Genomic DNA, 24,723 nt, shown 5'->3' with positions numbered 1-24,723 from the left:
ACACGAGGAGTACGCAATGACCAACGGTGCGATCATCGTCGGGGCCGGGCCGGTCGGGCTGATGCTCGCGGGTGAGCTGAAGCTGGGTGGTGCGGAGGTGGCTGTCTATGACCGGCTGCCCGCGCCGAGCGGGGAGTCGCGCGGGGTGGGTTTCACCCGCCGGGCCGCCGAGGTCTTCGACCAGCGGGGCCTGCTGGCCCGGTTCGGTGACGTCGAGTGGGCGCAGGGTCATTTCGGCGGGGTCCGCATCGACTTCTCCAAGCTGGATGACAATCACTTCAGTGTGCGGGGTGTGCCCCAGTTCCGTACGGAGGAGATCCTGGAGGGGTGGCTCGCGGAGCTGGGTGTGAGGGTGCACCGCAGCCATGAGGTGACCGGGTTCCGGGAGACGGAGGACTCGGTGGTGGTCTCCTTCGAGGGGCCCGACGGGCCGGGGGAGGCGGAGGCCCGGTATCTGGTGGGCTGTGACGGTGCCCGTTCGGTGGTGCGCAGGACGGCCGGGATCGACTTCCCGGGCTGGGATGCGACGCGGGGCATGTACATGGCCGATCTGGTGGGTGCGGGGGTGCGTCAGCGGCCGATCGGTGAGCAGGTGCCGGGCGGGATGGTGATGGCGTTCAATCTGGAGAACGGTGTCGACCGGATCGTCATCCATGATGAGAAGCTGCGTCCGCACGAGGACAAGAGCCAGCTGACGTTCGAGGTGGTGGCGGATGCCTGGGAGCGGATGACGGGGGAGTCGCTGCATCATGCGGAGGTCCGCTGGATCAGTGCGTTCACCGACACCACCCGTCAGGCGTCGGAGTACCGCAGGGGCCGGGTGTTCCTGGTCGGGGATGCGACCCACATCCATATGCTTACCGGTGCGCAGGGCATGAGTGTGGGGGTGCAGGACGCGGTGAACCTGGGCTGGAAGCTGGCGGCGGCCCTGCGTGGTACGGCGCCGGAGGGGCTGCTGGACACCTTCCAGTCCGAGCGGCACCCGGTGGGTGAGCAGCTGATGCGCAACACCCGGGCGCAGACCCGGCTGTATCTGACGGGTGAGGAGATGGAGCCGCTGCGTGCGGTGATGCGTGAGCTGGTGGAGTCGCCGGACGTCGCCCGTCATCTGGCGGGTCAGGTCAGTGGTCTGGACGTGCGGTACGACGTCGGGGCCAGTGGCCATCCGCTGCTGGGTCTGCGGCTCTCGCCGGACCGGGAGCTGGAGCTGGCCGGCGGCGGCCGGGTCCGGGTCGCCGAGCTGCTGCACGCCGCGCGCGGGGTGCTGATCACCACCGGCGACTCCACCGAGGCGGCCGAGCTCGCCGAGGGCTGGGCCGGCCGCGTCGACGTGGTCACCGGGACCTGGGTCCCCGACGAGAAGGCCGCCCACCAAGACCCCGAGGCACTGCTCGTCCGCCCCGACGGCCACATCGCCTGGACCGCCCCCGACGGCGGCAAACTCCGCGACGCCCTCGAACTCTGGTTCGGCCAGGCCGACTGAGCCGCACACCCGCCGGTACCGAGCTGCTTCCCGTACCGAGCCCGATCCGGTACCGCACCTCTCCCGTACCGCGATTTCGTACCGCACCTCTCCCGTGCCGCCCAACCGGCCGGGCTCCGGGCGCCGTTGGCGTTCGGGGCCCGGCCGTTCGCGTGTGCACGCCCGCCCGAGCAGCGCTCAAGCAGCGGGCAGTGTAATCGCCCCCGGCGGTCACCACCCCCCAGCCGTCCAAGCCCTGAACGCCCCCCACCCAGCGGACAACCCGCCATGTCCCAGGAAGGTTTGAGATGACGCACGGCGCCACCAGGACGCTGCGCGAGGTGCCGACGCGGGACGGTCTGCTCAGTCCCGGAGCCTCGCGGCTGCCCTCGCTCACCGGTCTGCGGTTCCCCGCCGCACTGCTGGTCTTCTTCAGTCACGTCGGCCTGCCGATCCCCCTGCTGCGCCTGCTCAAGGACGACGGGGCGGCCAACGATCTCGCCAAGGCGACCGAGAACGCCGGTTCGCTGGGCGTCGCCTTCTTCTTCGTCCTCAGCGGCTTCGTGCTGACCTGGTCCGCCCGCGAGCAGGACACCGCCCCGGCCTTCTGGCGCCGGCGCTTCGCCAAGATCTACCCCAACTACGCGATCACCTGGGGCCTGGCGATGCTGGCGTTCGCCTCCTCCTTCACCCCCACCAGGGTCGCGCTCGCCAACCTGTTCATGGTCCAGGTGTGGGTGCCCGACTTCCAGTACCTGTTCAGCGTCAACCCGCCGAGCTGGTCGCTGGGCTGCGAGTTCGTCTTCTACGCCTCGTTCCCGCTGCTGCACCGCCTCTTCCTGCGCATCGACGCGGCGCGGCTGAAGTACTGGATCGGCGGCCTGGTCGCGGCGATCATCCTGACCCCGCTGTTCACCTACAACGTGCTGCCGGACGCGGGCGCGGTGCAGCTCACCGGGGCGCCCGCCGACGCCTCGGTGAAGCAGTACTGGTTCTCCTACTTCCTGCCGCCGGTGCGGCTGCTGGACTTCGCGCTCGGCATGCTGGTGGCCCACGCGGTGATGCGCGGGCGCTGGCGCAACATCGGGATCGCCTGGTCGTGCCTGCTGCTGGCGGGCGGCTACTGGCTCTCCTCCCACGTCGACCTGCTCTACTCGCAGCGCTCCACCACGATCGTCCCGATCGTGCTGCTGATCGCCGCGGCGGCCACCGCCGACATCGAGGGCCGGTTCACGGTCTTCCGCAACCGGGCGATGGTGTGGCTGGGCGAGATCTCCTTCGCCTTCTACCTGCTGCACTTCATCGTTCTCGCCTATGGCCGCAAGGTCCTGGGCCACGACCTGTACTCGACGCCCGAGACGGTGGGGCTGGTGGCGGCGATGCTCGTGATCAGCGTGCTCGCCTCCTGGGCCCTCTACGCGCTCGTGGAGCGGCCGATCACCCGGCGCTGGTCCAGGTCGCGCAAGGCGCGGGCGGCGGCCACGGCCTGACGCCACCGCGGCGGGCTCGGCCGGACCGGCCGGTCGGGGCCGGACCGGGCGGACCGGGCAGCGCGGTCCCGACCCGGCCCCGGTGGACCGAAAGGGCCGAAAAGTGTCCGTACCCGAGGGCCGACTTCCCAGTAACTGGGCGTCGGCCCTTGGCGGTTGGGCGAAAAGCTGGCTGAAAGCGAGTGGGGTACAAGCTCGTCTCAAGCCCCCTCGGCCACAGTGACAGGGACGCGTCACCCGCCCCACCGGACTACACGAGGAGTCAGGACAGCATGCATGAGTCGCGTATGGACAACCCGGCGGCGTTCAACCCCGAGGCCGCCCGGCTTATCCAGGAGCTCTACTTCGCCTCCCGCAAGGGCGGTGTCCCCGAGCTGATCCTCGGCCTGGTGCACCTGCGGTCCAGCCAGATCAACGGAGACAGCTTCTGCGTCTCCGGCGACGCCCAGCGGGCCCGTGAGGCCGGCCAGAGCGACGAGAAGCTCTTCGCCGTGGCCGCCTGGCGCGACGCCCCGTTCTTCACCGAGGCCGAGCGCGCCGCCCTGGCGCTCGCCGAGGCGGCCACCCGCATGGCCGACCAGGCCGACCCCGTCCCGGACGAGGTGTGGGACGAGGTCAACAAGCACTTCGACACCGAGCAGGTCGCGTCCCTGGTGCTCACCATCGGGGTCACGAACATGTTCAGCCGCCTGAACGTCACCACCAAGCAGCTCGCGGGCAGCCGGGAGTGGGACAGGTAGGACCGTCCGGCGCCCCACCGCCGGACCTGGTCGCGCACGGCCCGGTCCCCCCGCACCCGGGGAGACCGGGCCGTGCCCGGCCGCACAGCCCGCAGACGACCCCAGACCGAACCACGAGGGCGAGGCCGGTCGGTGACCGGCCGGCGGCCCAGCGACCAACCCATGTCCCAGGAGGGTGTGCCATGACCCAAGGCAACACGATCGGCGACCGGCCGCCCGGCGCCACCGCCCGCGAACCGCGGGTCCGCGACGGCCTGCTGCGGCCCGACACCACGCGGCTGCCCTCGCTGACCGGCCTGCGGTTCCCCGCCGCCCTGCTGGTCTTCCTGAACCACACCGGTCTGCCCTTCCCGGGCCTGCGGCTGCTGCGCGACAACGAGACCACCAAGGACTGGTTCGAGCTCACCAAGAACGCCGGATCCCTCGGCGTCACCTTCTTCTTCGTCCTCAGCGGGTTCGTGCTGACCTGGTCCGCGCGCGAGCGGGACACCAAACCGGCCTTCTGGCGCCGCCGGTTCGTGAAGATCTACCCGAACTACGTGGTCACCTGGGTGCTGGCGATGGTGCTCTTCGCCTCCGCCTTCACCCCGACCCGCACCGCGGTGGCCAACCTCTTCATGGTCCAGGTGTGGGTGCCGAAGTTCGACGTCTTCTCCAGCGTGAACACCCCGAGCTGGTCGCTCGGCTGCGAGGCCGTCTTCTACGCCTCGTTCCCGCTGCTGCACGCGCTGTTCCTGCGCATCCCGGCCGAGCGGCTCAAGTACTGGATCGGGGGCCTGACGGCGCTGGTCGTGGCCACCCCGACCCTCGCCTACGCGGTCTTCCCCGACAAGCCGTACTTCCCCGGCGGCGAGCAGCTGGGCGCCCACGCCACGGTGACGCAGTACTGGTTCGCGTACTTCCTGCCGCCGGTGCGCATGGTGGACTTCGCGCTCGGCATGCTGGTCGCGCTCGCGGTCATGAAGGGGCGCTGGTGGAACATCGGCATGCTCTGGTCGACGGTGCTGATGGTGGGCGGCTACGTCCTCGCCTCACACGTGCCGTTCCTCTACGCGCAGCGCTCCACGACGATCGTCCCGATCGTCTTCCTGATCGCCGCCGCGGCCACCGCCGACGTGAAGGGGGAGTTCACCCTCTTCCGCAACCGCACGATGGTCTGGCTGGGCGAGGTGTCGTTCGCCTTCTACCTGATCCACTACGTGGTGCTCACCTACGGCCGCAAGTGGCTCGGCCACGACTACTACTCGACGGCCGAGACCGCCGGGCTGCTGGCCCTGATGTTCGCCATCGCGATGGTGGCCTCCTGGGCGCTCTACGCGCTGATCGAGCGGCCCATCACCCGCAACTGGTCCAAGCCCCGGCGCAGGGCCGCGGCGGGCGGCACGCCACCGCTCGCCGGGGCCGAGTGACCGGGCCGCTCTCAGTCGATACCGCGGACGATGTGGTGCTCGTGGTCGTCGTCCTCCGCCCCGGCCAGCCGGAGCGGAGGCGCGACGGCCGCGAGTTCACCCGTCCGCAGATCATGGTCTTCCCGGTCTTCCCTGTTCTCGTACATCTGCTCCCCCTTCGCATGGATACGAGCACGGGCCGTTCGAGCATGGCCGTACGGCGGCATCGCGGCGAGCCACCGGGTTGCACAGGGCTCGGATCAGGCCGCGTACAGGTCGAAGGTGGAGGTGCGGCGGGGGCCCGCCACCACGTCGAGCTGCGGGTCGACGGCGAGGATCGCCTGGTGCAGCCGCTGCAGCTGGGGCGAGGGCTCCACCCCGAGGTCGTCGATGAGCCGGCCGCGCAGCCGCCGGTAGACGTCGAGCGCGGTGGCCTGGCGGCCGGAGCGGTAGAGCGCCACCATCGCCTGCGAGTGCAGCCCCTCGTGTTGGGGGTGACGGGCAATCAGATCAGTGAGTTCGGCGGTCAGTTCGGCGTGGCGGCCGAGCCGCAGATCGGCGTCGATCCGGCGCTCCTTGACCACCAGCCGGCTCTCCTCCAGGCGCAGCACCTCGATGTCCAGGATCGGCCCCACCCGTACGTCGACGAGCGCGGGCCCCTGCCACAGGTCGAGGGCGCGCCGGAAGCACTCCGCCGCCCGCTCGTTGTGTCCTCCGTCGAACGCCAACTGGCCCTCCGCAACCAGCTGTTCGTACGCGTGGACGTCGACCGCCTCGGACGGGATCTGGAGCAGATATCCGCCGTAACGGGTGGCCAGTACCTCCTTGGCCGAAACCTGTGCGTCGGGGCCCATGGCGCCGGCGAGCCGCCGGCGCAGCTGCAGGATGTAGGTCTGCAGGGTGGTGAGCGCGCTCTGCGGCAGATCCGTCCCCCAGATCTCCTCCATGAGGGTGGGTACGGGAATGACCTGGCCGGGGTAGAGGGCGAGCAGGGCGAGGATCTGACGGGGCTTGCCCGCGGTGGGGACGACGGAGGCTCCATTCACTTCGGCACTCAGCGGGCCCAGAACCTGAATTTTCACGGCTTCCTCTCTGAAACAGCTCTGAATCGGCTCTGAAACGAGGGGCGGGGGTGTACGCCGGACATCGTTGTCTCCCCCCGGGGCGAAGCCGCCGGGGGCTTGGTGCTCGTACGGGGGCGCGCCCGGGCGGCCGGGCGCCCGTACGGCGGGCGCGTGCGTCCGCGGGTCAGCCGGCCCGGGCGACGAGCGGCTCGTCGAGCAGCTCGGCCGCCGAGGGGCCGCCGGGCAGCGGGACGCCGGGTCTGGCGGCGAGGATGGCCATCTGGAGGCGGCCGAGCGCCGCCGAGGGCTCCAGACCGGACTGCGCCACCAGGGTGGCGCGCAGCCGCTGGTACACGTCGAGCGCCTCGCTGCGCCGGCCGGAGCGGTGCAGCGCCAGCATGAACTGGCCGTGCAGCGTCTCGTGCAGGGGGTGGCGGCTGACCAGCAGCGTCAGCTCGGAGAGCAGCTCGCGGTGGCGGCCCAGGTGCAGATCGGCCTCGATGCGCCGGTCCAGGGCGGCGAGCCGGGACTCCTCCAGCCGCTCGGTCTCCGGGCGGATGCGGCAGCCCCGGTGCACATCGCCGAGCGCGGGCCCGGACCACAGGGCGAGCGCCTCGCGCAGCAGCCTCGCCGCGCCGGTGTGGTCACCGGCGTCCATGGCGCGGTGCCCGGCGGTGGCGCGGCGCTCGAACTCCCGGAAGTCCACCCGGCCTTCGGCCGCGTCCGTCTCCAGGCGGTAGCCGCCGGGCAGCGTGACGAGCACGTCCTTGGCGGTGCGGCGCTCGCCGTCGCGGCGGGCCAGCGCCTCGCCGATGACTTCGCGCAACTGCATCACATACGTCTGAACGGTGGTACGGGCGCTGCGTGGTGGAGCGTCGTCCCAGAGTTCCTCTGCCAGCGTCGCGAGGGGCACCACGGAATCGGCGTGGAGCGCCAGGAGGGCGAGCACCTGCCGCGGTTTGCGCGCGGTGGGCGCGATGGATAACCCGTTCTTACGCACCGACAGTGCACCCAGCACTTCGATGTCCATTTTTCTCCCCAGAGTCGGGAAATGCGGGGGGTAAGGGTGTTCGGGCTGGAAGTGTCCGCTCGGCTGGCAGGCCCTCGGCGGCAACCCGCTTTGATCATGTGCTCGAACCCACCCGTTGCGGCAAGCCCGCGTGTGGCTGATTTGACGTACCTGTCAAAGTCCTGACGGCGTTGTCAAAATCCTGTAGCAGTGAGCAATTCCGCTCGGATTGAAGCCGCTCGACTCTGGGTAAAGAACGGCCGGACTTCACGCGATAACAGGTCGATCGACCTGTTTCAGGCTCTGGCCCGCGGCTTCCGCTTCGACCCCCGCCCGCACCCGCTCCGGGCTCCGGATCTTACGCCGATCACATGCAAGCGCGCAGCGCAGAAGCGGGGTCGCACACCAATGTGGCGTGGGTCACACGACACTCCCGTCACATTCCCGTTCCCCGTTCCGTCATAGCTGTGACGGACGGAAGCCGACCGGTGTGGATGTTCTGGCAGGGCCGGTCGGCCTCCGGCTTCATGAGTTCTGTGTGAACTGTTCGGCGTGTACTTGAGATCTTTTGAGGAGAGCAAATCATGACTGCTCGGGCGAAGCACCCTGCTTTTGTCGTGCCTGGTGCCATTGACGCTTTGGTGGCCCTCGGAAAGGCCAGCAAGGAAGTTCCCGGCGTCGATGTGAAGCTGCTGGAGCTGCTGCACCTGCGCGCCAGCCAGATCAACGGCGACGGCGCCAACGCGGACCGTCACCCGCGTCTGGCCAAGGCCGCGGGCGAGACCTCCGACGAGCGTCTCTTCGCCGTCGCCGCCTGGCGCAACACGCCGTACTTCACGGACTCCGAGCGCGCCGCCCTCGCGCTGGCCGAGGCCGTCACCCGCCTCGCCGACCGCGAGGACGCGGTCTCGGACGAGGTGTGGAACGACGCCGCCAAGCACTTCAACGAGCAGCAGCTCGCCGCGATCGTCCTCTCGGTCGCCACCGCGAACCTGTGGAACCGTCTGCACGTGGCCATCGGCCAGGTTGCCGACCCCAACAGCTGATCACCCCCGTACAGCTGCTGGTGCCGGCCGCCACCCCCGACGGCCGGCCGGTCGGGCGGACGGCTCGACGCAGGGCGGCCCGTTCACCGCAAGGACGTTGCGGTGAACGGGCCGCTTTCATGGGGCGCCCGTGTGCGCGGGACGCCCTTGGGGTCCGGTCCGGGAAGGTGCTCCCGGACCGGACCCCGGCCCCGGACCTCAGCCCTCGCGCTCGGTGCGGGCCTTCCGGGCGGCCTCGACGAACGCCTCGAAGAGCGGCACCGTGTCCTTGCCCAGCTCGCCGTGGGCCTGGAGCCCGGCGAGGAACGGCGCGGACGGGTCCTCGGCCTCGGCGCCCTCGATCACACCGTCGTCCGACCAGGCGGTCGCGACCAGCCCGGCGCCCAGCTTGTCGATGCCCTGGTGGTGGTGGCAGTGGACGGTCGCCGTCGGCCCCAGCGCCCGGCCGAGCAGCGAATCCGGCTTCACCTGGATCTCGCGCGGCTCGTACTTGCCGGGCACGACCGGGGAATGCTCCGGCAGGTGCTGGTCGAGCGTGCCGCCGCGGATGATGGAAATCAGCTGGAGGCCGCGGCAGACACCGAGCACCGGAATGCGGCGCTGCTCGGCGATCGCCAGCGCCGCGAGTTCGGCGGTGTCGCGCGCCTCGTGCGGCGGAAACGTGAACTTCTCCCGCTCGGCCCCGTAGAGGGTGGGGTTGATATCGGCACCGCCACTCATGAGAAGGGCGTCCGCCTTCGCCATGACGGCGTCTATCGCTTCGGGAATCGGCGGCACCAGGACGGGCGCGCCGCCCGCGTCGCTCACCTTCTCCATGTACTCCCACGGGAGCAGGGAGACATGGACGTCCCCCCAGATGTTCCAATTCACCGTCGTCAGGTCGGCGGTCACCGCCACGATGGGGCGAGTCATCGAAAGTCGTCCTTCCCAATTCCAGTGAAATTGAGTTTCACTAGAGCGTCACTTGAGTCACTCTCCGTGAGTCCGCACCGGATACGGAGGCGCTGCTCAAGAATTACACAGAGATCCATTCGGCGGAAGAATTCAAAAACGAGTATGGTGTGAAATGAGGTCGTGTTCGAGGGGTACTTGAGGAGGCTTGCGGAAAACACGGCAGAAGTAATGCGGCCGTTTACCGCGCGCGTGCAACTGCGATCCGCTCGCAGTCGCACACCCCTAGGGGACGCGCGGCGCCTTTGCGTACGCTCACGGCAGTGACCGGTCCATTCGCCTTTTACTCCATAAACTGGGGGAGAAACACATCATGACGGCCGCGACTGAGAACCCCGGCGCGCGTATGTACCAGGAGTTCCTGGGGGTCCACGCCATCCTGCGCCGTGGCACGGAACTGGTGGCGGACGCCTTCGCGCGCCTCGGCGACGGCGACCGGGTCAGTGTCAAGGAGCTCATCGACACCGCGCAGTGGCTCATCGACTTCACGCACCACCACCACGAGTCGGAGGACGAACTCTTCTGGCCCGTGCTGCACGGCCTCTACCCCGAGTCCGTGTCCGCCTTCGACACCCTCAACGAGGAGCACGCCGAGCTCGACCGCGAACTCGGCGGCCTGAGCCGGGCGGTGGAGCTCCTCACGGCGGCCGGCGAGGCCGGGGAGCCGGTCGGGAGCGCCGCCGTGACCGGGGCGGCGCACGCCGGCACGGAGGCGGCCCGCAAGGTCCGCGACATCCTGGCGAGCCACCTCGACACCGAGGAGCCGGTCGTGCGCGACCTCTTCCCCGGGGTGCCCGGCCCGGAGATCGACCGGCTGCGCACCGCGATCACCGAGGGCAGCCCCAAGTCCGGCGGCCACCTGGTCTTCGGCCTCCTGGAGGACCCGGAGCTCGCCGAGGGCTACGACGAGCTCATGGACAGCTTCCCCCTCGCCTTCCGCTCGAACCGCCCCGCGCTGATCCAGATGTACGTGGAGACCAAGAAGGCGCTGGGCCTTCTGGCGGCCTGACGGGGATCGGAAAGCCGTCCTCCGGCGTTGAGTGGGTACGGGACCCACAGACCGGAGGTGACCGCTCGTGTTCGGATCGGCCTTGAACGAGATCTTCGCGCCCGGAAAGCGGCACGAGGAGGAAGAGCGGCGCCGCCTGGAGATCACCCTCGACGAGGTCGGGGACGCCGACCCCGGGCGGGGGCCGATAGACCTGGCCAGCGGGACCGTGACCATACGGGTGCCGCCCAGGGAGGCGGCCCCGCAGGCGCCCCCGGACGCCGACCCGGACGCGCCCGCGCAGGACGGCGAGGCCGCAGGCTAGCGCGTACGCCGAAGGGCCCGGCACCCCGATCGCTCGGGGTGCCGGGCCCTTCGTACCACTCGTTCCGGGGCCGCGACTAGGCGTCGAAGACCTCGGCCACCAGCTGCTCCTGCTCCTGCTCGTGCCGCTTCTTCGAGCCCACGGCGGGGGACGAGGAGTGCGGGCGCGAGATCCGGCGCAGGCGCTCGCCGTGCGGGATGTCCGCGCCGACCGCCAGGTCCAGGTGGTCGATCAGGTTGAGCGCGATGAACGGCCAGGCACCCTGGTTCGCCGGCTCCTCCTGGGCCCACAGGTACTTCTCGGCGTTCGGGAACTTGGCGATCTCGGCCTGGAGCTCCGCACCCGGCAGCGGGTACAGGCGCTCCAGACGGATCAGCGCCGTGTCCGTGACGCCGCGCTTGTCGCGCTCCGCCTTCAGGTCGTAGTAGACCTTGCCGGCGCAGAAGACGACCTTGCGGACCGCGTTCGGGTCGACGAACTCGTCACCGATCACCGGGCGGAAGCCGCCGGTGGTGAACTCCTCCGCCGTGGACGCCGCCGCCTTCAGGCGCAGCATCGACTTCGGGGTGAAGACGATGAGCGGCTTGTGGTGCGGGTTGTGCACCTGCCAGCGCAGGAGGTGGAAGTAGTTCGACGGGAGCGTCGGCATGGCGACCGTCATGTTGTTCTGCGCGCACATCTGCAGGAAGCGCTCGGGGCGCGCGGACGAGTGGTCCGGGCCCTGGCCCTCGTAGCCGTGCGGCAGCAGCAGCGTGACGCCGGACGTCTGGTTCCACTTCTGCTCGGCGGAGGAGATGAACTCGTCCACCACCGTCTGGGCGCCGTTGACGAAGTCGCCGAACTGCGCCTCCCACATGACGAGGGACTCGGGACGGGCCAGCGAGTAGCCGTACTCGAAGCCCATCGCCGCGTACTCGGAGAGCAGCGAGTCGTAGACGTTGTAGCGGGCCTGCTCGTCGGTCAGGTACATCAGCGGGGTGTAGTCCTCGCCGGTGACCTGGTCGACCAGGACCGCGTGGCGCTGGCCGAAGGTGCCGCGGCGGGTGTCCTGGCCGGAGAGCCGGACCGGGACGCCCTCCATCAGCAGCGAGCCGATGGCCAGGGTCTCGCCCATGCCCCAGTCGATCGTGCCGTCCTCGACGGAGGCGGCACGGCGCTGCATCTGCGGCATCAGGCGAGGGTGCACCGTGATGTGCTCCGGGATGTTCACCTGGGACTCGGCGATCCGCTTGACGACCTCCTGGGAGACGCCCGTGGTCACCGCCGCCGGGAACTCGGCCTGCGGCTCGGCGGACTGGATCTCGCCCGCCTGCGAGGTGGCCTCGCGGACCTCGGCGAAGACCTTCTCCAGCTGGCCCTGGAAGTCCTGGAGCGCCTGCTCCGCCTCTTCCAGGGTGATGTCGCCGCGACCGATCAGCGACTCGGTGTACAGCTTGCGCACCGAGCGCTTCTTGTCGATCAGGTTGTACATCTGCGGGTTGGTGAACTGCGGGTTGTCGCCCTCGTTGTGACCGCGGCGGCGGTAGCAGATGAGGTCGATCACGACGTCCTTGTTGAACGTCTGGCGGAACTCGAAGGCCAGGCGGGCCACGCGGACCACGGCCTCCGGGTCGTCGCCGTTCACGTGGATGATCGGCGCCTCGATCATGCGGGCCACGTCCGTGGCGTACATGGAGGAGCGCGACGACTCCGGGGCGGCGGTGAAGCCGACCTGGTTGTTGATGACGATGTGGACCGTGCCGCCGGTGCGGTAGCCGCGCAGCTGCGACATGTTCAGGGTCTCGGCCACCACGCCCTGGCCCGCGAAGGCCGCGTCGCCGTGCAGGGCGACCGGCAGGACGGTGAAGTCCGTGCCGCCCTTGTTGATGACGTCCTGCTTGGCGCGGACGACGCCCTCCAGGACCGGGTCCACCGCCTCCAGGTGCGAGGGGTTGGCGACCAGCGAGACCTTGATCTGCTCGCCGTCCAGGCCCGTGAAGGTGCCCTCGGCGCCCAGGTGGTACTTGACGTCGCCGGAGCCGTGCATCGACTTCGGGTCGAGGTTGCCCTCGAACTCGCGGAAGATCTGCGCGTACGACTTGCCGACGATGTTGGCCAGCACGTTGAGACGGCCGCGGTGGGCCATGCCGATGACGACCTCGTCCAGACGCGACTCGGCCGCGCTGTCGATGACGGCGTCCAGCAGCGGGATGACCGACTCGCCGCCTTCGAGGCTGAAGCGCTTCTGGCCGACGTACTTGGTCTGCAGGAACGTCTCGAACGCCTCCGCCGCGTTCAGACGCCGCAGGATCCGCAGCTGCTCCTCGCGCTCCGGCTTGGAGTGCGGGCGCTCCACCCGGTCCTGGATCCACTTGCGCTGCTTGGGGTCCTGGATGTGCATGAACTCGATGCCGGTGGTGCGGCAGTACGAGTCGCGCAGGACGCCGAGGACGTCGCGCAGCTTCATCAGGGTCTTGCCGGCGAAGCCGCCGACCGCGAACTCGCGCTCCAGGTCCCACAGGGTGAGCCCGTGCTCGGTGATGTCCAGGTCGGGGTGCTTGCGCTGGCGGTACTCCAGCGGGTCGGTGTCGGCCATGACGTGGCCGCGGACCCGGTAGGAGTGGATCAGCTCGAAGACGCGCGCCGCCTTGGTGACGTCGTCGTCGTGCGAGGCGTCGATGTCCCGGAGCCAGCGGACCGGCTCGTACGGGATGCGCAGCGACTCGAAGATGCCGTCGTAGAAGCCCTCGTCGCCCAGCAGGAGGTTGGCGACGATCCGCAGGAACTCGCCGGAGGCCGCGCCCTGGATGACCCGGTGGTCATAGGTCGACGTGAGGGTCATCACCTTGGAGATGCCCAGCTTGTTCAGGGTGTCCTGGGAGGTGCCCTGGAACTCGGCCGGGTAGTCCATCGAGCCGACGCCCATGATGACCGACTGGCCGGGCATCAGACGCGGCACGGAGTGGACGGTGCCGAGGCCGCCCGGGTTGGTGAGGGAGACCGTCACGCCCGAGAAGTCGTCCATCGTGAGCTTGCCCTGGCGGGCCCGCTTGACGATGTCCTCGTACGCCTGCCAGAACTCGAAGAAGTTGAGCGTCTCGGCCTTCTTGATGCCCGCGACGACCAGCTGGCGGTCGCCGTTGGGCTTCACCAGGTCGATGGCGAGACCGAAGTTGATGTGCTCCGGCTTGACCAGGGTCGGCTTGCCGTCCTTCTCCGTGAAGGAGTGGTTCATCGACGGCATGGCCTTGATGGCCTGCACCATCGCGTACCCGATGAGGTGGGTGAAGGAGATCTTCCCGCCCCGGGCGCGCTTCAGGTGGTTGTTGATGACGATCCGGTTGTCGAACAGCAGCTTCACCGGGACCGCGCGCACGGACGTGGCCGTGGGGACCTCGATGGAGGCGTGCATGTTCTTCGCCACGGCGGCGGCGGGGCCGCGCAGGGTGACGTACTCCGGACCGGCCGGGGCCTCGGTCGCCGGGGCGGCCTTGGCCGGAGCGGCGGCCTTCGCCGGGGCGGCCACCGGGGCGGCGGCCGGAGCGGCCTTCACCGGGGCCGGGGCGGCCTGCGCGGGCGCGGCGGCCACCGGGGCGGCCGGCGCGGCCGGAGCCTGCGCCTGCGGCGCGGTGGCGCCGTTGGCCGCCGGTGCGGCGGCCGGGGTGGCTACCGCAGCCCCCGCGGCTGCGGCGGGAGCACCCTCGGGCTTGTCCGCCGTGCCGGTGGCACCCGGCTTGTAGTCGGCGAAGAAGTCCCACCAGGCACGGTCGACCGAATTGGGGTCCTGGAGGTACTGCTGGTAGATCTCGTCGACGAGCCACTCATTGGCACCGAAGCCGGCTGCAGGGTTCTTGCCCTGCCCGTCTTGGTCGGTCGAGACGCTCGAATTACTGGGGGACTGAGACGACACGGCGGCAACCGCCCTCTTCCGCTTCACAAGGTGATGGACAGCGGAAATAAAGGCTACGCCTCCCCGGCGTGGAGGTGCAGGCCGGGCGTGCCACAGTCGCGTAAGTCACACCGGAAAGCGTGTTTCGGGGCAGGTTTTGGCGGGAAACAGATCAGGTTCTGCCGGTGAGTGGGTACACCGAGCAGCGGCCACGGCCCCCGGACCGCGCGCCCCTGACCACCCGCACCACCCGGGCAGCGGCTCCACCGGAGCGCCGAGGGCAGGCGAATGTCTGCTTCCGGTTCGAGCCTACGTCAATTGCCAGCCCGGGGTGCGCCCGGAAGAGTGACCTGGATACGGCATCCGCGCGACGATTCGGCCACCCCGATGTGGCCGCCGTGGAGATCCACCGCCCAGCGGGCGATCGCCAGGCCGAGACCCGTCCCGCCGTCGCTGCCCGGCCCGTGCGGGGCCGAGGCGTCGCCCCGGTTGAACCGCTCGAACACCCGGTGCCACTCCGACTTCGGGATGCCCGGCCCCTCGTCCAGGACCTCCAGGTCCAGCGACTCGGGCTGCGGCCCGCGCCGCGCCCGCACGGTGACCCGGCCGTGCGGCGGGGAGTGCTTGACCGCGTTGTCGATGAGATTCGCCACCACCTGGTGCAGCCGCTCCCGGTCCGCGTGCGCGGTCAGCTCCGGCGGCGAGACGTCCAGGTGCAGATGGACGTCGGTACGGGTGTGGTTGCCCGAGCCCGAGGAGAGGCCGCGCCGGGACGCCGCCAGGTTGGCCTCCTTCAGCACCCCGGAGAGATAGGGCCAGACCTCGAAGCGGTGCGCTCTGAGCGGAACGACGCCGTTGTCGAGGCGGGAGAGGTCGAGCAGGGTCTCCACCAGGCGCCCGAGCCGTTCCGTCTGCTTCAGCGCGGTGCGCATGGTCTCGGGGTCGGCGGCCGAGACGCCGTCCACCACGTTCTCCAGGACCGCCCGCAGCGCCGCGATGGGGGTGCGCAGCTCGTGTGAGACGTTCGCCACGAGCTCCTTGCGGTGGCGGTCCACCGCCTCCAGGTCGTCCGCCATGCGGTTGATGGTGGAGGCCAGGTCGCCGAGCTCGTCGCGGCGGTCGGCGCCGCGCACCCGGCGGGTGTAGTCGCCGTGCGAGATCGACCGCGCCACCGTGTTCATCTCGTCCAGCGGCGCGGTCAGGCCGTGCGCCACGAACTGGGTGATCAGCAGGGTGGCGATCACCGAGAAGACGGTGATGAACCGCAGCTCGGTACGGGTCTGCACGGCCACCATCAGCAGTCCGGTGGTGATGAAGACCGAGACCACGACCAGGCTGCCCAGCTTGGTCTTGATCGAGATCGAGACGTCCTTCAGACCGCCCCGCAGCCGGTCGCGCAGCCGGGCGGGTGCCCGGGCACCCGACCCGTCCCGCCGGGTCCGCCCGTTCACCGCTCCGGCCGCCGCCCGGCTCATGGCGCCGGGGTCTCCAGCGCGTACCCCACGCCGTGGACGGTGCGGATGCGCTCGGCTCCGATCTTCCGGCGCAGCGCCTTGATGTGGCTGTCCACGGTCCGGGTGCCCGAGGCGTCCGCCCAGTCCCAGACCTCGGCCAGCAGCTGCTCGCGCGAGAGCACCGCGCGCGGGGTGTTCGCCAGACAGCTCAGCAGGTCGAACTCGGTGGGGGTCAGGTGCACGTCCTCGCCGCGCACCCGTACCCGTCGCTGAGCGTGGTCGATCTCCAGCTCGCCCAGGCGCAGGATCCCGGTGCGCGGGGTGGCCGCCGCCAACGTGGCGCGCTCGACCCGGCGCAGCAGGACGTGGACCCGGGCCGCCAGCTCGCGCATCGAGAACGGCTTGGTCATGTAGTCGTCGGCACCGACGCCCAGTCCGACCAGCATGTCCGTCTCGTCGTCACGGGCCGTCAGCATCAGGACCGGGACCGGCCGGCGGGCCTGGACGCGGCGGCAGACTTCCAGTCCGTCGAAGCCGGGCAGCATGATGTCCAGGACCATCAGGTCCGGCTGCCACGCCTCGGCCGTGTCGACCGCCGCCGGGCCGTCGAGCGCCGTCTGGACCTGGAACCCCTCGGCCCTCAGCCGTGCCGCGATGGCATCGACGATCGTCGTGTCGTCCTCGACGACCAGCACCCGGCGCTGGGCGCCGGGCGTGGCCGCGACGCCGTTGTGGGTGGTGTGTGCCTGCTCCATCGCCCCGCCCTGATTTTGCTTCCGGGGATCCGTGGGGTGATCCCTCGTGTCGGTCAGAGACTAGAGGCACCGGCCGGGTCCCGGCTACGCAGGGCGAACAGCGAGATGGACCACGTCAGGGACGCCCCGGGCAACTGTGATCTCTTCGGTCCTAACCCCGTGGAAACCGGCATTCCGGAGAGCCTCCTCGAAGGCGGGGGAGGGCCGGGCGGACCAGACCGCGAGCACTCCGCCGGGGTTCAGCCGCTCCCGGCAGGCCGCGAGGCCGGCGGGGGAGTAGAGGCCGTCGTTGCTCTCCGTGACGGTCCAGTCGGGGCCGTTGTCGATGTCCAGGCAGAGCGCGTCGAAGGTGTCCGCGGCGGTGCGCACGTACGCCACCAGATCGGTGTGCAGGACCTCGGTGCGCGGGTCGGCCAGGGCGGCCCCGGCGAGGTGGGCGAGGGGGCCCGAGCGGTGCCAGTCGATGATGGCCAACTCGCGTTCCACGACGGCGATCCGGCCCCACCGCCCGTCGGCGGCGGCGTGCGCCAGCGAGAAGCCGACGCCCAGTCCGCCGATGAGCACCGAGGGCCGCTCGCGGCCGGCCGGCAGCGCCTCGTGCGCGGCGTCCACCAGGAGCCGCTCCGAGCGGCCGTCGGAGGTGTCCATCAGGAACGTGCCGTTGGCGATGATCTCGAAGTCGGGGCCGCGCCGCCGCAGCACGACCTCTCCGGACGGTCCCTCGCGCCGGTCGAGCACGACCGGTCCGGCGATCGGGTCGGCGATGGACATCCGGTGGCCTCCTCGGAAGCGGAGCGGGACGCTCGACGCCGACGCGCGCTCCACGTGGAAGGTTGTCCGGTGTGGCGCAAGTCATAGACGTGGCGGGGAGCGTTCGCAGAGGGTGAGCGTTGTACAAGGGAAGCGTAAGCAGCACGGCCGGGGGATCACCGGCGCGGCGTGGTGATTCCGGGTGCGGGCGGGCCCGGTGAAAGGGGCCTGAACCGGTGCACCCTGAACAGACGCGGGACACGGCCGGGCTGCTCGGCGGCATCCCGGGCCCACGGCCGACGGCCGATCCGATCACGGCCCGAGGGGCGGACATGGCGACGCCGCCGGACGGGGAGCAGGCCGGGAGCGCGGTGGACGACGAACGCCCGACGGCGGCTCAGCCGACACGGAAGACGGCCGCTCGGCCGGTGCGGGAGAAGGCGGCTCGGCCAGTGCCGGAGTCGGCCGCTCAGCCGCTTCGCGAGACTGCTGTCCGGCCGGTGCCGGAGACGCCTGTCCGGCCGGTACGGGAGACGGCCGCTCGGCCGGTACCGGAGTCGGTCGGCCAGCCGGTACCGGAGTCGGTTGTCCGGTCGGTGCCGGAGACGCCTGTCCGGCCGGCACGGGAGACGGCCACTCGGCCGGTGCGGGAGTGGTCGCGTCGGGCCTTCGAGCTGCTGCCGACGCCCACCGGCACCCCCTTCACCTTCGGCTACACCCTGCTGCTGCTCGGCACCTCGCTCTACATGGAGCTCGGCGACCCGGACACGGTCCGCACACTGATCGAGGGCTCCAGCACCGACGTCCAGCACCTCACCCGCACCCCGGTCCTGGTGCTGCTCGCCAGCGCGCTGTGGATCGCGGGCGGCATCTCCTCGCCGTGGGCGGTCGGCTTCGTCTTCATCCTCACCGCGCTGGAGCGCCGCGTGGGCGGGGTGCGCACGGCCGGGGTGTTCCTGGCCGGGCACGTGCTGGCGACGCTGGCCACCGAGGTGCCGGTCGGCGTCTCCGTACTGGCCGGGAGGCTGCCGGACTCCTCGCTGCACCGGCTGGACTACGGCATCAGCTTCGGTCTGATGGCCAGCCTGGGCGCGCTCGCCGGGCTGCTGCCCCGGCCCGCGCGCTGGTCGCTGCTGGCCGTGATGGTGTTCCTGCTGGGCCAGGACCTGCTGGACATGGTGGACCCGCTGGCCAGTTGGGGCCATCCGCTGGCGCTGCTGGTCGGCGTGGCGAGCTGGCCGCTGCTGCGCCGGGCCGAGGCGGGCCGGGCGCGGATCCGCCGCGCGGCCGTGCCCGCGGTGGCGTCAGCGGTACCCGACGGGCAGGTCGGCGGATACGTCCCGTAGCGCCTGCGGGCGGTGCATCTCGTCGACCAGGACGACGTGCCCGTCGTAGGTGTACTGGTACATGAACGCGTCCGCCACCGGCCGCCCGGTCGGGCTCGGCGGCAGGGCCGCGAAGCCGGCGGCCTTCAGATGGCCGCGCAGCCGGTCCAGGGCGGCGGCGTCGAGGCGGCCCCCGGCGGTGCTCCCGTCGCGCTTCTTCGTGGTGTACGTGCCGTCCTGGCGCACCACGATCTCGTCGTGGCGCCCCGCGAACCCGCCGCTGATCACCACCTTCAGCAGCTGCTCCTTCGGCGCCCCGGTGGGGGCCGTGGCCGGGGCGGACGGCGTGGCCGTGGCGGGCGGGCCGCTGTCGGCCGGGCCCGACGGCGTACCGCTGATCTGGGCGGAGTTGCCGGTCCGCGACGGGGAGGCGCTGTCCGCCGAGGAGTCGGCGGAGTCGCAGCCCGCCGCCGCCAGCAGGGCGGCGAGCAGCAGCAGGCCGGTCGTCGCGCGGTGGGTGACCTTGGGGCTCATGCTCCCGAGGATGCCGGACGGGACGGATCGAAGTACAGGCTCGCCATGGGGGAACGCGTGGTCCAGCCGAGCGATCCGTACAGCGCCCGGCCGTCCGGGGTGCCCACCAGGACGGCCGTCTCGGCCCCGGCGGCCAGGGCGCCGTTCTGCAGGGTGCGCATGACCAGGCTGCCCAGGCCGCGGCGGCGGTGCTCGGGCGCGGTCTCGATCTGGTCGGCGACGGCGGTGGCGCCGGTGGGCGCGAGCTGGCCGCGCGCCGCGAAGTGGCCCGCCCCGGTGCGCACCAGGACGCGCAGCACCCCGCCGGTGGTCCAGCTGGTCAGGGTGTAGCCGGCCGGGACGGCGGGGTCGGGCGCCGGGGCGAGCGGGAGCGTCATGAGGTAGCCGGGCTCGTCCAGGTGCCAGCCGGGGCCGAGCCACGGCAGGACGGTCGCTTCGTCGGCGAAGAGCTTGAGCCAGGTGTGGGGTGCGGTGGTCGCCGCCACGATCTTGCGGACCGAGGTCTCGTCGGGCTCGGGCAGTACGTGCCGGCTCACCTGCCTGACCTGGCCGACGTCGACGGTCCAGCCCCAGGGCTCGGCGACCGGGCGGGCGGCGCCCCGGGAGACGATCCAGCCCTCGATCCACGCCTCGACGGTCGCGGCCACCGAGCCGGTGGCGGTGTCGGCGGCCCCGGCCGCGGCGTTCTCCGTGACGTTCCCCATCGCGTTCCCCTCTCGCGCTGCACTGATGTGCGTAATAGTCCATCTGGCATTGAGACTCTTACAAGAGATGATCGCTCAGAGCGAACAGCCCGCGGGGAACATTCCTGGGCTCACATGCATTGAGTCGGCATAGCTCAACTTGACTGCCGAAGGGGAGATCATGGCTCACTCGTCCGCACCGCTCACCCTGCCTGTGCTGCCGCTCGACGACGAGGTCGTGCTGCCCGGGATGGTCGTGCCGCTGGACCTGTCCGACACCGAGGTGCGGGCCGCCGTCGAGGCCGCCCAGGCGGCCGTCCGGGCCGAGGGCGCCTCGGCCGGCAAGCCCAGGGTGCTGCTCGTCCCGCGCATCGACGGGGCCTACGCGGCGACCGGCGTGCTCGGCACCGTCGAGCAGGTCGGCCGCCTCTCCGACGGCGACCCCGGCGCGCTCATCCGGGGCGTGGCCCGGGTGCGCATCGGCGCCGGCACCACCGGCCCCGGCGCCGCCCTGTGGGTCGAGGGCACCCGGGTCGAGGAGACCGTGCCCGACCCTTCCGCGAGCTCTCCACTCCGTTCGAGCGGAGGCCCCAACCCCGGCCAGGTCGCCGAACTGGTCAAGGAGTACAAGGCGCTCGCCACCGAGTGGCTGAAGAAGCGCGGCGCCTGGCAGGTGGTGGACCGGGTCCAGCAGATCGAGGGCGTCTCGGCCCTCGCCGACAACTCGGGGTACGCGCCGTTCCTCACCACCGCCCAGAAGGTCGCCCTCCTGGAGACCGTCGACCCGGTCGCCCGTCTCAGGCTCGCCATCGAGCAGCTGCGCGAGCACCTGGCCGAGCAGGAAGTGGCCGAGTCCATCGCCAAGGACGTGCAGGAGGGCGTGGACAAGCAGCAGCGCGAGTTCCTGCTGCGCCGCCAGCTGGACGCCGTGCGCAAGGAGCTGCGCGAGATCAACGGCGAGGCGGAGGGCGAGGAGTCCGACGACTACCGGGCCCGGGTGGAGGCCGCCGACCTGCCGGAGAAGGTCCGCGAGGCGGCCCTCAAGGAGGTCGAGAAGCTGGAGCGCTCCAGCGACCAGTCCCCCGAGGGCGCCTGGATCCGCACCTGGCTGGACACCGTCCTGGAGCTGCCGTGGAACGAGCGGAGCGAGGACGTCTACGACATCGGGGGCGCCCGAGCGGTCCTGGACGCCGAGCACGCGGGCCTGGAGGACGTGAAGCAGCGGATCACCGAGTACCTGGCGGTGCGCAAGCGGCGCGCCGACCGCGGTCTCGGCGTGGTCGGCGGGCGGCGCGGGGGTGCGGTGCTCGCCCTGGTCGGCCCGCCCGGCGTCGGCAAGACCAGCCTCGGCGAGTCCGTGGCCCACGCCATGGGCCGCAAGTTCGTCCGGGTCGCCCTCGGCGGCGTCCGCGACGAGGCCGAGATCCGCGGCCACCGGCGTACGTACGTGGGCGCGCTGCCCGGCCGGATCGTGCGGGCGGTCAAGGAGGCCGGGTCGATGAACCCGGTGGTGCTGCTCGACGAGATCGACAAGATCGGCTCGGACTTCCGGGGCGACCCGGCCGCGGCCCTGCTCGAAGTCCTCGACCCGGCGCAGAACCACACCTTCCGCGACCACTACCTGGAGGTCGAGCTCGATCTGAGCGACGTCGTCTTCCTGGCCACGGCCAATGTGCTGGAGGCCATCCCGGAGGCGCTCCTGGACCGTATGGAGCTGGTCCGCCTGGACGGCTACACCGAGGACGAGAAGGTCGTCATCGCCCGCGACCACCTGCTCCCGCGCCAGCTGGAGCGGGCCGGGCTCGACGGCGGCGAGGTGGCCCTGGCGGAGGGCGCGCTGCGCAGGCTGGCGGGGGAGTACACCCGCGAGGCGGGCGTGCGGAACCTGGAGCGTTCGCTGGCCCGGCTGCTGCGCAAGGTCGCGGCCCAGGCCGAGACCGGGGAGCGCGAGCTGCCCGCCACCGTCGGCGCGGACGACCTGCGCGCGCTGATCGGGCGCCCGCACCACGTCCCGGAGTCCGCCCAGGACCCGGCCGAGCGGCGCACCTCGGTGCCCGGGGTGGCCACCGGGCTCGCGGTCACCGGCGCGGGCGGTGACGTGCTGTTCGTGGAGGCGTCGCTGGCCGACCCGGAGACGGGCGCGGCCGGGCTGACCCTCACCGGTCAGCTGGGTGACGTGATGAAGGAGTCGGCGCGGATCGCGCTGAGCTTCCTGCGCTCGCACGGCGCCGAGCTGGAGCTGCCGGTGGCCGACCTCAAGGACCGGGGCGTGCACGTCCACTTCCCGGCGGGCGCGGTCCCCAAGGACGGCCCGAGCGCCGGAATCACCCTGGTGACGGCCCTGTCCTCGCTGCTCAGCGGGCGGCTGGTGCGCACCGACGTGGCGATGACCGGCGAGGTCTCGCTGACCGGCCGGGTGCTGCCGATCGGCGGCCTCAAGCAGAAGCTGCTGGCCGCGCACCGGGCGGGCATCACCACGGTGGTGATCCCCAAGCGGAACGAGCCGGACCTGGACGACGTGCCCGCCGAGGTCCTGGAGAAGCTGTCGGTCCACCCGGTCAGCGACGTCCGCCAGGTCCTGGAGATCGCCCTGGCCCCGGCGGAGCTGGCGGTGCCGGTCGCGGCGTGAGCGGGAGCGGCACGGGAGGGCCGCGCGGGCGTCACGCCCGCGCGGCCCGTTCGTACAGCCCCCGGGCGTGCGCGTCGAAGAGGACGGCGGTGGAGGCGACGTCCGTGTCGCCGCCGCTGAGCACGCCGATGAGCTGCCCCAGCCGGCCGGGCCCCCGGTAGTCGGCGAGCCAGGGGCTGCCGCTGGTGCCGGACCAGAACCCGGCGCAGTCGATCCGCACGTCGCCCGGCTGGTCGGTGTCCGGGCGGGTGTCGGTGGTGCAGGTGATGGCCCGGTTCTCCGGGTTGTGGTCCTCGGCCGGATAGCCGACGACGGTCACGCGCCGGCGCGGCCCCGAGCTCCAGTCGGGGTCGGCGGCCCCCACCACGCTCTGCACGCTGCGGCCCCGGGCGTCCGGCTCCAGGGTGAGGAAGGCGTAGTCGTAGGAGTCGTCGCCGTCGTCGGACCACTTCTTGTCGACCTGGACGGCCTTCACCTTCCAGGTCCCGTACGGGTAGGAGCCCTTCACCGCGCCGGAGAAGCCGGGGGCGAACTCCATCGAGCCGACCGTGCCGGAGTCCGCGCAGTGGGCGGCGGTCGCCACCACGTTGCCCCGGGGGCTGGCGACGACGCTGGCGGTGCACCAGTGCTTGTCGCCGTCGACCAGGACGCCGACCGAGGGGAGCCCGGCGGTCGCGGCGGCCGAGGTCTGCGGGGCGGGCGCGGGCGGCACCTCGTCGGCGATGTCCGGCTGGGGCGCGGACACGGCGGGTCCGGCGCAGCCGGTCGCCAGGGCCAGCAACCCGGTGGCGGAGACCCGCAGCACCTTTCGCAGCACGCGCATGGCGACCATCTTGTCGTACGGCGCGACGGAAAGCGTCCAGGCCCCCGGTGCGCGTCGGCGCGCCGGGGGCCCGGACCGGGGCAGGGTCTGTCCGGCGGGTCTGGCCGCCGTCGAAGTGCCGGCCCCCCGCGTCCCGGACAAGACCCGCCGGACACGTCCTAGCCGTTGGCCAGGGCCTGGAGCCGGTCGTAGGCCCCGTTGAACCGGGAGTGGTCGCCCACCGTCGGGCCGGACGAGGTGTACTGCCACATCGTGTAGTAGCCCCACCCGGCGGGCAGCGCGCCCGGGTCGGTGTTGTAGCGGGCGATCCACAGCGGGTTGGTGGCGCCGAAGGCGGCGGAGTTGCCGGTGCACTGGGTCCACCAGCTGGTGGCGGTGTAGATGACCGCGTCCCGGCCGGTGCGGGCGCGGTAGCGGTTCACGAAGTCGCGGATCCAGTTGACCATCTGGGCCTGGGAGAGCCCGTAGCAGGCGGCGCCGTAGGGGTTCCACTCGATGTCGAGCGCGCCGGGCAGGGTGCGCCCGTCGCGCGACCAGCCGCCGCCGTGGTCGGCGAAGTAGTCGGCCTGGGCGGCGCCGCTCGTGGTGTCCGGCGTCGCGAAGTGGTACGCGCCCCGGATCATGCCCACGTCGTACGAGCCGTTGTACTGCTGGGCGAAGTACGGGTTGGTGTAGTACGTGCCCTCGGTGGCCTTCGCATAGGCCCATCTGACCCCGCTGTTCCACAGCGTGGACCAGGCGACGTTCCCGTTGTGGCTGCTGGTGTCGACGCCTTCGGTCTGGACGGCCTTGGTGCCCGCGGGCGGGCCGCCCCGGCCGTCGTGGGCGACGACGCCCATGCCCATGGCGGCGGTGCCGCGGGCGGGGGGCCGGACGGGGGTGGGGGCCGCGCCGGAGGTGCCGGGCGAGGCGAGCAGCAGGGCGAGGGCCGAGAGGAGGATTCCGGCCGCGGCGAGGGGACCGCGGCGGGCCGTTCCGGGTCTGTGTGCAGGCATTGCGTGCCTCCGAAAGGCGGGGTGGGGGGAGGTGCTGACACAGTGACATGTCGTTGTGGACATGTCATAAGACAAAAGCTACGCACGTAGACCGTGACGCGAAAGCCATTCTGGAACTGCCATTGGCCCAGCCCTCTGGCGGCGCGCCGGGGGCGGTCGCGAGCTGCGCCGACGGCCGGGCCGCGGCCGGAACTTTCAGTGCGCGCCGCCGCCCGCCGCCGCCCGTCCGCGCCGATCCGGCCAACCCGCTCGGCCCCGCACGGCGTCCCGCCTCGCCCCGCACGTCGTGATCACGCCACCGCGCCCCTCTCAACGCACCCGCCCCATTGAGGAGTTCGGATGGAGCCGGGTTGCATGGTCATGACCAGTCGGTGTGCGACCCGTGGAGGAATCACCTTGCGCAAGCCCAGAGCAGGCACGACCCGAGCGGACACGAACACGGCG

Annotated in this window: 21 protein-coding genes; 9 read left to right on the top strand and 12 right to left on the bottom strand. The window is 71.3% G+C overall.

Going from position 1 to position 24,723, the window contains the following annotated elements; genetic code table 11:
* Positions 1–16: 16 nt before the first annotated feature.
* The 4 genes from AB5J87_RS11800 (at position 17) to AB5J87_RS11785 (ending at position 5,101) form a co-directional block, all read left to right on the top strand.
* Entirely contained in the window at positions 17–1,483 is a 1,467-nt protein-coding gene (locus tag AB5J87_RS11800; RefSeq protein ID WP_369376404.1) for an FAD-dependent monooxygenase, read from the top strand.
* A gap of 287 nt (positions 1,484–1,770) precedes the next feature.
* Complete coding sequence (locus AB5J87_RS11795) at positions 1,771–2,952, top strand: acyltransferase family protein (protein WP_369376403.1); 1,182 nt, start codon at positions 1,771–1,773, stop codon at positions 2,950–2,952.
* 272 nt (positions 2,953–3,224) lie between these two features.
* Positions 3,225–3,692 (top strand): carboxymuconolactone decarboxylase family protein, encoded by a 468-nt coding sequence (locus AB5J87_RS11790; protein ID WP_369376401.1) that lies wholly within the window; start codon positions 3,225–3,227, stop codon positions 3,690–3,692.
* Positions 3,693–3,874: 182 nt separating this feature from the next.
* Positions 3,875–5,101, top strand: a complete 1,227-nt coding sequence (locus AB5J87_RS11785; RefSeq protein WP_369376400.1) for an acyltransferase family protein — start codon at positions 3,875–3,877, stop codon at positions 5,099–5,101.
* 11 nt (positions 5,102–5,112) lie between these two features.
* Here AB5J87_RS11785 and AB5J87_RS11780 read toward each other — a convergent pair whose 3' ends face one another.
* The 3 genes from AB5J87_RS11780 to AB5J87_RS11770 all read right to left on the bottom strand — a co-directional run bounded on the left by AB5J87_RS11780 (position 5,113) and on the right by AB5J87_RS11770 (position 7,174).
* Positions 5,113–5,247 carry a hypothetical protein gene (locus AB5J87_RS11780; protein WP_369376398.1) on the bottom strand — a complete coding sequence of 45 codons (135 nt, stop codon included), beginning with the start codon at positions 5,245–5,247 and terminating at the stop codon, positions 5,113–5,115.
* Positions 5,248–5,340: 93 nt separating this feature from the next.
* Positions 5,341–6,162 carry a BTAD domain-containing putative transcriptional regulator gene (locus AB5J87_RS11775; protein ID WP_369376397.1) on the bottom strand — a complete coding sequence of 274 codons (822 nt, stop codon included), beginning with the start codon at positions 6,160–6,162 and terminating at the stop codon, positions 5,341–5,343.
* Positions 6,163–6,328: 166 nt separating this feature from the next.
* The gene (locus AB5J87_RS11770) at positions 6,329–7,174 is read right to left on the bottom strand and encodes a BTAD domain-containing putative transcriptional regulator (RefSeq protein WP_369376394.1); all 846 of its coding nucleotides are present in this window, start codon (positions 7,172–7,174) and stop codon (positions 6,329–6,331) included.
* A gap of 563 nt (positions 7,175–7,737) precedes the next feature.
* Here AB5J87_RS11770 and AB5J87_RS11765 point away from each other — a divergent pair.
* Positions 7,738–8,199, top strand: coding sequence for a carboxymuconolactone decarboxylase family protein (locus tag AB5J87_RS11765; RefSeq protein ID WP_369376393.1), 462 nt, complete (start codon positions 7,738–7,740; stop codon positions 8,197–8,199).
* 198 nt (positions 8,200–8,397) lie between these two features.
* On the opposite strand, the gene AB5J87_RS11760 is transcribed toward AB5J87_RS11765, so the two are convergent.
* Positions 8,398–9,111 carry a gamma-glutamyl-gamma-aminobutyrate hydrolase family protein gene (locus AB5J87_RS11760; RefSeq protein ID WP_369376392.1) on the bottom strand — a complete coding sequence of 238 codons (714 nt, stop codon included), beginning with the start codon at positions 9,109–9,111 and terminating at the stop codon, positions 8,398–8,400.
* 352 nt (positions 9,112–9,463) lie between these two features.
* Between AB5J87_RS11760 and AB5J87_RS11755 the strand changes: the two genes are divergently transcribed.
* Entirely contained in the window at positions 9,464–10,159 is a 696-nt protein-coding gene (locus AB5J87_RS11755) for a hemerythrin domain-containing protein (RefSeq protein WP_369376391.1), read from the top strand.
* Positions 10,160–10,226: 67 nt separating this feature from the next.
* Positions 10,227–10,463: a DUF6191 domain-containing protein gene (locus tag AB5J87_RS11750; RefSeq protein WP_369376390.1), complete on the top strand. Its 237-nt coding sequence runs from the start codon at positions 10,227–10,229 to the stop codon at positions 10,461–10,463.
* A gap of 76 nt (positions 10,464–10,539) precedes the next feature.
* On the opposite strand, the gene AB5J87_RS11745 is transcribed toward AB5J87_RS11750, so the two are convergent.
* From AB5J87_RS11745 to AB5J87_RS11730, 4 genes are all read right to left on the bottom strand, one after another.
* A complete protein-coding gene (locus AB5J87_RS11745; RefSeq protein WP_369376389.1) occupies positions 10,540–14,352 on the bottom strand; it encodes a multifunctional oxoglutarate decarboxylase/oxoglutarate dehydrogenase thiamine pyrophosphate-binding subunit/dihydrolipoyllysine-residue succinyltransferase subunit in 3,813 nt (1,270 codons plus the stop codon).
* A 293-nt stretch (positions 14,353–14,645) separates the two neighbouring features.
* Positions 14,646–15,806: a sensor histidine kinase gene (locus AB5J87_RS11740; protein ID WP_369376387.1), complete on the bottom strand. Its 1,161-nt coding sequence runs from the start codon at positions 15,804–15,806 to the stop codon at positions 14,646–14,648.
* Positions 15,803–16,540, bottom strand: coding sequence for a response regulator transcription factor (locus AB5J87_RS11735; RefSeq protein ID WP_067163879.1), 738 nt, complete (start codon positions 16,538–16,540; stop codon positions 15,803–15,805). The genes AB5J87_RS11740 and AB5J87_RS11735 overlap by 4 nt, the downstream gene beginning before the upstream one ends.
* Positions 16,541–16,624: 84 nt before the next feature.
* Positions 16,625–17,311 (bottom strand): spermidine synthase, encoded by a 687-nt coding sequence (locus AB5J87_RS11730; RefSeq protein ID WP_369376385.1) that lies wholly within the window; start codon positions 17,309–17,311, stop codon positions 16,625–16,627.
* A gap of 623 nt (positions 17,312–17,934) precedes the next feature.
* Here AB5J87_RS11730 and AB5J87_RS11725 point away from each other — a divergent pair.
* A complete protein-coding gene (locus AB5J87_RS11725) occupies positions 17,935–18,636 on the top strand; it encodes a rhomboid-like protein (protein WP_369376384.1) in 702 nt (233 codons plus the stop codon).
* Here the strand turns inward: AB5J87_RS11725 and AB5J87_RS11720 are convergent.
* Both AB5J87_RS11720 and AB5J87_RS11715 read right to left on the bottom strand, forming a co-directional pair.
* Positions 18,595–19,149, bottom strand: coding sequence for a hypothetical protein (locus AB5J87_RS11720; protein WP_369376383.1), 555 nt, complete (start codon positions 19,147–19,149; stop codon positions 18,595–18,597). The genes AB5J87_RS11725 and AB5J87_RS11720 overlap by 42 nt on opposite strands.
* Entirely contained in the window at positions 19,146–19,853 is a 708-nt protein-coding gene (locus AB5J87_RS11715; RefSeq protein ID WP_369376382.1) for a GNAT family N-acetyltransferase, read from the bottom strand. Before AB5J87_RS11715 ends, AB5J87_RS11720 begins: the two co-directional genes overlap by 4 nt.
* Before the next feature lie 160 nt (positions 19,854–20,013).
* On the opposite strand from AB5J87_RS11715, the gene lon reads away from it, so the two are divergent.
* Entirely contained in the window at positions 20,014–22,461 is a 2,448-nt protein-coding gene (gene lon, locus AB5J87_RS11710) for an endopeptidase La (protein ID WP_369376379.1), read from the top strand.
* A 31-nt stretch (positions 22,462–22,492) separates the two neighbouring features.
* Here lon and AB5J87_RS11705 read toward each other — a convergent pair whose 3' ends face one another.
* The gene (locus tag AB5J87_RS11705) at positions 22,493–23,284 is read right to left on the bottom strand and encodes a serine protease (protein ID WP_369376377.1); all 792 of its coding nucleotides are present in this window, start codon (positions 23,282–23,284) and stop codon (positions 22,493–22,495) included.
* 158 nt (positions 23,285–23,442) lie between these two features.
* Positions 23,443–24,279, bottom strand: coding sequence for a lysozyme (locus AB5J87_RS11700; RefSeq protein WP_369376375.1), 837 nt, complete (start codon positions 24,277–24,279; stop codon positions 23,443–23,445).
* Positions 24,280–24,723: the final 444 nt, after the last annotated feature.

The organism is Streptomyces sp. cg36, assembly GCF_041080675.1.
GTDB lineage: Bacteria > Actinomycetota > Actinomycetes > Streptomycetales > Streptomycetaceae > Streptomyces.
This window is presented reverse-complemented; position numbering and strand designations above follow the sequence as displayed.